4 protein-coding genes and 1 pseudogene are annotated in these 5,326 nt (G+C 58.1%); 1 reads left to right on the top strand and 4 read right to left on the bottom strand.

The features are described from left to right. Nucleotides 1-94: 94 nt before the first annotated feature. A pseudogene (locus tag ACIP1X_RS27580) lies at nt 95-268 on the top strand (xanthine phosphoribosyltransferase); the annotation flags it as partial. Between the two features lie 237 nt (nt 269-505). Here ACIP1X_RS27580 and ACIP1X_RS27575 read toward each other — a convergent pair. From ACIP1X_RS27575 to ACIP1X_RS27560, 4 genes are all read right to left on the bottom strand, one after another. Next, entirely contained in the window at nt 506-1,642 is a 1,137-nt protein-coding gene (locus tag ACIP1X_RS27575) for a hypothetical protein (RefSeq protein ID WP_400755847.1), read from the bottom strand. A gap of 353 nt (nt 1,643-1,995) precedes the next feature. Further along, nucleotides 1,996-3,924, bottom strand: a complete 1,929-nt coding sequence (locus ACIP1X_RS27570; RefSeq protein ID WP_400755846.1) for an acetyl-CoA hydrolase/transferase C-terminal domain-containing protein — start codon at nt 3,922-3,924, stop codon at nt 1,996-1,998. Nucleotides 3,925-4,240: 316 nt separating this feature from the next. After that, nucleotides 4,241-4,657, bottom strand: coding sequence for a c-type cytochrome (locus ACIP1X_RS27565; protein ID WP_400755848.1), 417 nt, complete (start codon nt 4,655-4,657; stop codon nt 4,241-4,243). Nucleotides 4,658-4,839: 182 nt separating this feature from the next. Continuing rightward, on the bottom strand, nt 4,840-5,326 hold a 487-nt coding region (locus ACIP1X_RS27560), incomplete at its 5' end, for a cupin domain-containing protein (RefSeq protein WP_400755845.1).

Genomic DNA, 5,326 nt, shown 5'->3' with positions numbered 1-5,326 from the left:
GGATCTCGTAGCAGAGATCAACGCCCGCTGCTTCAAAGCAATCGAGGATCGGTAACCAGCGCCGCGCCAACTCGGCAAACCCCTCATCGACAAGCAAGCGCTGATCTCGATCATCAAACAGGCCGGCGCCACCGTGGCCGGCCTGGGCATCGTCATCGAGAAGTCGTTCCAGGGCGGCCGCGCCGAACTGGACTCGCAAGGCTACCGCGTCGAATCGCTGGCCCGCGTTAAATCGCTGACAGGTGGCGTTGTCACCTTCATCGAATAAAGCCACACCGCAATACCCTTGTAGGAGCCGAGCTTGCTCGCGAAGGCGTTGTGTCAGTCGATACATTATTTGACTGAACCACCGCTTTCGCGAGCAAGCTTTGCTCCTACAGTTGTTCGGGTACTCCGCATTCCCCGTGTAGGAGCTGTCGAGTGCAACGAGGCTGCGATCTTTTGATCTGATTTTCAGGATCAACATCAAAAGATCGCAGCGTGCCGCAGCTCCTACAGATTTCACTTAATCCATTCTGTACCCCGCCCCCGGTACCCCTTCGTGCATCGCAGCTTGAATATCCGCGTACAAGGCATTCGCCTCACCGGTGGTAATCGAGCGCGAACAATCACGCAGCACCACATGCAAAAGCACGTTCTCCTGACCCGATAACATCCCGAGTCGCTCAATGGCCTGCGCCGGTAAATCCGAACGTGGCCAGCGCCCCTTGATTCGCATCTCCTCGATCCATCCAGAGCAATCCCCTGCCGCCTGCAACATCCTCTCGGTCAATACCTCTTCACTCAATCCCGGCGTTACTGCCAACGAGATATCGCGGGCAATCGACGGCAAACGAGATACCGCAGTCCACGGATCCAGATCATGCATCTGCGCCTGCACGCGCACATTCTGATCACGCAACAAACGAATATCAGGAATGCCTTTGCGCAACATCGTCAGGCGATCCAGCCCCATCCCAAGAGCGAGTCCGCCATGGCGCAGCGGATCAATCTGCAAACGCTGCAACAGCGACTTCGCGATACGCCCGCACTCAAGAACCTCGACCGGCACGCCATCATTCAACACATTCACTTCAATCCCGCCCTCGGTGTAGTGATGTGGACTGTCGCTATAAACCCAAGACTTTTCCGGGACGGCCGACTGCAAAATATCGCCGACAAGACGCAGTAAATGCTCATGGGATGCCAGCTCCGGGTCGCCCAATACCCAGATATCCATTTGGTGCGGCTCGGCGCAATGCCAACGATCTCGGCTATCACGCCTGAAGGTAATGCCTGGTGCTGCCAGCAAAATGGTTTGTCCCGGCCGACGAACCTCGGCGGCCTGCTGAAGCGCCGCAGGAATCTGGCTGGTGGTCTGCGTTCGCAAAAGCGAATGCTCATCGACCCAACGTGTGTGCTCGCTGCCAAGGGTAATTTCTGCCGGGTCGTAACCCAGCAAACCGTAGTTTTCTTCGGCGGACACAATCCTTGGCCCAACCTGCAACTGCGCTCGGGGCCAGCCTCTTGCTGCGAGTCCTTGAAGGACTTCATTGAGCAGTAGTCGGACTGCGTGGTCGGGTTGGTTCTTTTCGGTTAAGTCAGTGAGGAGTAAGGCGTGCTCGACAGACTCTTGTGGCAAGTATTTCTTCGATGCTGACACTCTGCACCCTCCGGATTTGCTGCTGGATAGACCACAGACAAACCTATCGACAGGCGAATGCCGACGACAATCCAAAAACTCATTGGTTGATGATTTTCAGAACGGGACTACGGATGGCATTCCGTATTCATTCAGATATCAGACATGGCTCTTGTAGGAGCCGAGCTTGCTCGCGAAGGCGTCGTGTCAGTCGATATATGCTTTGACTGATCTACCGCCTTCGCGAGCAAGCTCGGCTCCTACAGTTGTTTGGGGACTGCGCAGTCGCCGTGTAGAGCTGTCGAGTGCAACGAGGCTGCGATCTTTTGATCTTTTAAGGATCAGGATCAAAAGATCGTAGCGTGCCGCAGCTCCTACGGGGTTTGGGTGGTGGCTTTTAGGCCGGTGAGGAGCAGGCGTTGGAAGAGGTCTTCTTTCAGGCCTTCCGGGTGAGTGAGTTGCATGCGTTCGAGGTGTTCGGGGTAGAGCGATGCCTCGGGGGCGTCGAGGGCGGCTTTGCCGAGTTCGAGGATTTCGGTGAGTTTGAATTTGCTTTTTAGCCAGTTCAGCGCCCGCAGTAGATCCCGTTCGATCGGGGAGAAATCACAGCACAGCGGGTACTCCGGAAACAGGTTTTTGTGCCGTGCGGCGATGGCTTGCAAACGCTGCGGCGTGTTCTCGGTGAAGCGCGGATCGAGGCGGAAATCCTTTGGCAGTTTGCCGACTTTTTGCGCTTGTTCGATCAGGCCCTGCTGGAAGCGTGAATCGCTGATATTCAGCAATGACTCGATCACTACGGCATCGGTTTTACCGCGCAGATCAGCGATGCCATATTCGGTCACGACGATGTCGCGCAGGTGCCGTGGGATCGTGCAGTGGCCGTATTCCCAAACGATGTTGGAGCTGACGTCGCCGCCGGATTCGCGCCAGCTGCGCAGGATCAGGATCGAGCGCGCGTCGTGCAACGCATGGCCCTGCGCGACGAAGTTGTACTGCCCGCCGACACCGCTGAGCACTCGTCCATCCTCCAGTTGATCCGCCACGCCTGCACCGAGCAAGGTCATGGTGAACACCGTGTTGATGAATCGTGCGTCGAGGCGCTGCAAGCGCTTGAGTTCTTCCTGCCCGTAGAGCTCGTTGATGTAGCTGATGCGGGTCATGTTGAATTCGAGGCGTTTGCTCAACGGCAACTCACGCAGTCGCTCGTAGAAACTGCGCGGGCCGAGGAAGAATCCGCCGTGCACGGAAATGCCGTCGGTTTGCGCCGCTTCGTCGAGGGTGCCAGCGTTGGCCTGCTCCTGCGTCGGCACATCGGGGTAAACCTTGCGCCGGATGATCCCGGCATCCGCCAGCACCAGCAGGCCGTTGACGAACATTTCGCTGCAACCGTACAGGCCTTTGGCGAATGGCCCGGTGCCGCCCTCGCGGTTGATCAATTGCGCCCACTGACTGAGGTTGATGTCATCGAGCAACGCCTGATAACCGGCGTTATCCGCCTGACGTGCGAGCAACGCGGCAGTCAGCGCATCACCCATCGAACCGATGCCGATCTGCAACGTGCCGCCGTCGCGCACCAGCGTACTCGCGTGCAAACCAATGAAATGGTCCTGAAACCCCACCGGCATGTTCGGTGTGGAAAACAGCGTGCTGCTGTCCTTCTCGTCGATCAGCAGGTCGAAGGTGTCGATGTCGACTTCGGCGTCGCCGGGCATGTACGGCAGATCGGTGTGCACTTGGCCGACCAGCAAAATGGTCTCCCCGGCCTCGCGGCGCTTGGCGATCATCGGCAACAAATCGAGAGTGATGTCGGGGTTGCAGCTCAGGCTCAGGCGATCCGGGTGTTCGCTGCTGCTGGCCAATAACTGCGCCACCAGATTCAGGCCGGCGGCGTTGATGTCGCGGGCGGCGTGGCTGTAGTTGCTGCTGACGTAATCCTGCTGGGCCGGCGCGCTGTTGAGCAGGCTGCCGGGCTGCATGAAGAACTGTTCGATGCGGATGTTGGCGGGCAGGCTGTCGCGGTGCAGGTCGGCGAGGAAATCGAATTCCGGGTAGTCACCGAAGACACGCTCGACGAAGGGTTCGATGAAGCGCTTTTGCAAGCCATCGCCCAACGCCGGGCGACCGAGGCACAGCGCGGTGTAGATCGTCAGCTGCCGCTGGGGCAGGCCTTTGATCCGCCGGTACAGCGCGTTGACGAAGTGATTGGGTTTGCCCAGGCCCAGCGGCATGCCCATGTGGATATGCGCCGGCAAGCGCGCCAGCACGTCGTCCACTGCTTGTTCGATCGAACACAACTGCACCATCTGAAGCCTCCTGCCCGTTCCGTGAATAGGGGTAGACCGAGATTGCCTTGAGTTTGCTGCAAAGAACAGCGCCAGATTGCCCTCACCCTAGCCCTCTCCCGGAGGGAGAGGGGACTGAATGGGATATATTTGGGAGATACGCCGACGTGAAATAGTCTTGCTGAATCCATAACCGCTAAGGTCTTTCAGGTCGATGTCGGACGCAAGACACCGCGGTCGGCCCCCTCTCCCTCCGGGAGAGGGCTGGGGTGAGGGGCTCTTGAATCGCAGGCACAAAAAAACCGTCCGAAGACGGTTTTTTCATCAGATGCACGCCTTATTTCAGGCCGGACATCTTCTCGATCGCGCCCTTCAGCTCTTCATCCGAGCAATCGGCGCAGGTGCCTTTCGGCGGCATCGAATTGATACCGGTGATGGCTTTGGCAAGGATGCCATCAAGGCCGCCCTGGTGATCAGCACGTTCTTTCCACGCGGCCGTGTCACCGATCTTCGGCGCACCCAACAACCCGGAACCGTGGCAAGCGTTGCAATGTTTGGCAATCACTTCGTCCGGAGTCTTGGCACCGCCACCGCCGCCGGCAGTTGCCGCCACTTCCATCCCTTTGCATTCCTGCCCTTGAACACACACCTGGCCGACAGGCTCTAGGCGTTTGGCAATGTCGTCATTCGTCGCAGCTTGAGCGCTGACAGCCCAGAGGGCCAGTACGGTTGCTGGTGCAGCCAGCATTTTCATAATTAGGTTCACGCGTTCACCCTCAATGGTGGCTATTCACGCCTGCGGCCACGGTTCGCAGGCGGGCGCAAGTATAGCGGGTAGCCCGCCACACTGAAACAACCCCATGATTAAAGGGGTCTTGTTGCGCATCGGTAAAACAGCTTGGGAGCCTTTGCCGTAATGGCCTGGCGCCTCTTGGTTTAAAAGTTTGCCGGCGTGGCTGCGCTGATTAGTCGCGCAGGCAAGTCGAACGGATTACGGAAACGATGCGGCTTGGTACTTTCAAAGTAGTAGCTGTCGCCGGCTTCGAGAATAAAAGTTTCAAGGCCCACCACCAATTCCAGACGACCTTCCACCAGAATCCCGGTTTCTTCGCCCTCATGGGTGAGCATTTCTTCGCCGGTATCGGCGCCCGGCGGGTAGATTTCGTTGAGGAACGCGATGGCGCGGCTGGGGTGCGCGCGGCCGACCAGTTTCATGGTCACGGCGCCGTCGGAAATGTCGATCAGCTCGTTGGCCTTGTAGACGATCTGGGTCGGGACTTCCTGCAGGATTTCTTCGGAAAAGAACTCGACCATGGACATGGGAATGCCGCCCAGCACCTTTCTCAGCGAACTGATCGAAGGGCTGACGCTGTTCTTTTCGATCATCGAAATGGTGCTGTTGGTGACGCCCGCGCGTTTGGCG

Source organism: Pseudomonas sp. NPDC088885, assembly GCF_044750025.1.
GTDB lineage: Bacteria > Pseudomonadota > Gammaproteobacteria > Pseudomonadales > Pseudomonadaceae > Aquipseudomonas > Aquipseudomonas rustica.
The sequence above is the reverse complement of the archived record's forward strand: the minus strand, read 5'-3'. Positions and strand labels throughout refer to the sequence as shown.

Coding starts and splice junctions, on each gene's coding strand:
- ACIP1X_RS27565 (WP_400755848.1), bottom strand. CDS start 4,657: ATGAAAATGCTGGCTGCACCAGCAACCGTACTGGCCCTCTGGGCTGTC.
- ACIP1X_RS27570 (WP_400755846.1), bottom strand. CDS start 3,924: ATGGTGCAGTTGTGTTCGATCGAACAAGCAGTGGACGACGTGCTGGCG.